The organism is Clavibacter lycopersici (genome assembly GCF_003576405.1).
Taxonomy (GTDB): domain Bacteria; phylum Actinomycetota; class Actinomycetes; order Actinomycetales; family Microbacteriaceae; genus Clavibacter; species Clavibacter lycopersici.
On the sequence record NZ_QWGT01000297.1, the window covers coordinates 1 to 2,896 of the forward strand.

General features: G+C 71.3%; 3 protein-coding genes. All 3 read left to right on the forward strand.

The features are described from left to right. Positions 1–946: GuaB3 family IMP dehydrogenase-related protein (locus DZG00_RS14135; RefSeq protein ID WP_119455755.1), on the forward strand; the 946-nt coding region annotated here is incomplete at its 5' end. 92 nt (positions 947–1,038) lie between these two features. Further along, the gene (locus DZG00_RS14140; protein WP_012039247.1) at positions 1,039–1,572 is read left to right on the forward strand and encodes a cation:proton antiporter regulatory subunit; all 534 of its coding nucleotides are present in this window, start codon (positions 1,039–1,041) and stop codon (positions 1,570–1,572) included. A gap of 3 nt (positions 1,573–1,575) precedes the next feature. Continuing rightward, on the forward strand, positions 1,576–2,896 hold a 1,321-nt coding region (locus DZG00_RS14145; protein ID WP_199689827.1), incomplete at its 3' end, for a cation:proton antiporter.

A 2,896-nucleotide genomic window follows, 5' to 3' on the forward strand; every position in this document is an offset into this window, starting at 1 on the left:
CGTCTCCCCGGCGACGGCCATCGCGATGGGGCGCTTCGGCGGCCTCGGCGTCCTCGACCTCGAGGGCCTCTGGACCCGCTACGAGCACCCCGAGCGCCTGCTCGAGGAGATCCGCTCGCTGCCGCCCGAGTCGGCGACCGCCCGCATGCAGCAGATCTACGCCGAGCCGATCAAGCCCGAGCTCATCACGGCGCGCATCGCGGAGATCCGCGCGGCCGGCGTCGTCGTCGCCGCGGCCCTCTCGCCCCAGCGCACGGCCGACCACTACGAGACCGTGGTCGCGGCGGGCGTCGACCTGTTCGTGATCCGCGGCACCACCGTCTCCGCCGAGCACGTCTCCAAGGCGGCGGCACCCCTCAACCTCAAGAAGTTCATCTACGAGCTCGACGTGCCCGTCATCGTCGGCGGCGCTGCCACATACACCGCGGCCCTGCACCTCATGCGCACGGGCGCGGCGGGCGTGCTCGTCGGGTTCGGCGGGGGAGCGGCGTCCACGACGCGCTCGACCCTGGGGATCCACGCGCCCATGGCCACCGCGCTCTCCGACGTCGCCGGTGCGCGGCGCGACTACATGGACGAGTCCGGCGGCCGCTACGTGCACGTCATCGCCGACGGCGGCCTCGGCAGCTCGGGCGACATCGTCAAGGCCATCGCGGTCGGCGCCGACGCGGTCATGCTCGGCTCGACGCTCGCCCGCGCGACAGACGCCCCGGGCCAGGGCTTCCACTGGGGCGCCGAGGCGCACCACTCCGAGCTGCCCCGCGGCCACCGCGTCCGGGTCGACCAGGTCGCGCCGCTCGAGCAGATCCTCTACGGCCCGTCCACCACGGCGGACGGCAGCGCCAACCTGGTCGGCGCGCTGCGTCGGGCCATGGCCACCACGGGCTACTCCGACCTCAAGGAGTTCCAGCGCGTCGAGGTCGTCGTCGCGCCGTACGGCAAGTAGGCAGTCCACCCGAGCACGGGTCGTCCGACTCCGGGCGGGAACACCCGGAGCGCGGCCCGCGTTGTGAACCACAGGAAGAGGGAGGTGCGCGCATGGCGGAGGTCCGTCGCGTCAAGCTGCCGGGTGTCGGCGTGCTGCACACCTTCATCACCGACGACGGGGGCAAGGTCGGCGTCATCGCCCACCGCTCCGGCCACAGCGACCTGATCACCTTCTCGGAGGAGCAGGACGGTCCCGACACGCAGAAGGTCTCGCTCCGCCTGAGCGAGGACGAGGCGCACACGCTAGCCGAGCTGCTCGGCGGCACGCGCATCACCGAGTCGCTCGACAAGCTCGACCAGATCCCCGGCCTCAGCATCGACTGGTTCACGGTCGACTACGACGACCACATCGCCGGCCAGGCGCTCGGCAACCTCGCCTCGCGCGGCGTCGTGGGCCTCACCGTCGTCGCGGTCGTCCGCGGCGAGTCCGCGAACCCGGCGCCGTCGGACGACTTCACCGTCTACCCGGGCGACACGCTCGTCGTGGCCGGATCCCCCGAGAAGGTCGCCAAGGCCTTCGCGTTCTACCGGACGGGCGAGTTCCCGCACCGCCCCGCGCCCGGCTCCGCGCCGGACGGAGGGTAGCGGGTGCACCACGGCCAAGACCTCATCGTCCTCGGCCTGCTGTTCGTCCTCGCCTACGCGTTCGGCCAGCTCGGCAAGCGCATCGGCCTGCCCGCGATCCCCATCTACATGCTCATCGGGCTCCTCGCGAGCCCGAACGTCGACTGGTTCCCGCTCGACTTCGCCTCGGCCGACATCGAGCTGATCGCGGTCTTCGGCCTGATCCTCCTGCTGTTCAACCTCGGGCTGGAGTTCGACCAGGACGAGTTCTTCGGCAACGCCGGCAAGCTCATCGTCTCGGGCGGCTCGTACGTGCTCATCAACATGGGCGTCGGCTTCGCGTTCGGGTTCGCGCTCGGCTGGGGCACGCGCGAGGCGCTCATCGTCGCGGGCATGACGGCGACCTCCTCGAGCGCCATCGTCACCAAGCTCCTCATCGAGCTGAACCGCCTGGCCAACGACGAGACGCCCATGATCCTGGGCGTCACCGTGGTCGAGGACATCTTCATCGCCGTCTACCTCGCCATCGTGTCGGTCGTGCTGAGCGGCGAGACCGAGCCGTGGGCGGTGGTGGGCCAGCTGGCGGTCTCGTTCGCCTTCCTCGTGGTGATGTTCACGGTCGCCCGGAGGGGCGGCGCGTTCCTGTCGCGGTTCCTGCGCACGCGCGACGTGGAGCTGTTCACCGTCCTGTTCTTCGGCCTGGCGATCCTCTTCGGCGGCATCGGCGAGGTACTCGGCGTCACCGACGCGATCGGCGCCTTCCTCATCGGGCTCGTGCTCGGCGCGACCCGCGTGCGCAACCGCATCGAGCAGATCGCCATCCCGCTGCGCGACGTGTTCGGCGCGTTCTTCTTCCTCAACTTCGGGCTGGCGCTGGATCCCGGCGAGTTCCCCACCGTCGTCGTGCCGGTGCTCCTCGCCGTGCTGATGACGGTCGTCCTCAACCTCATCGCCGGCCAGTTCGTCGCGTGGCTCAACGGGCACGGCGCGCAGGCCGGGATCAACACGGCCTTCATCCTGCAGAACCGCGGCGAGTTCGCGCTCATCCTCGCGACCCTGTCGCTGTCGGCGGGGCTGGACGAGCGGATCCAGCCGTTCGCGGGCCTCTACGTGCTGGTGATGGCGATCATGGGCCCGCTCCTCGCCGCGAACTCGGTGCGGATCGGCACGGCCGTGCTGCCCACGAGGTACCGCTCGGCGACCAAGCGCGCGGCCGAGAAGGCCGAGCGCGACGCGGAGCGGGCCGGCGCGCTCGCCCTGTTCGAGGCGGCAGAACGCGGCGAGCAGCTGCCCGCCGACGCGTTCGACGACGGACTCGCGGCCGCGGGATCCCGGCCGGGCACCG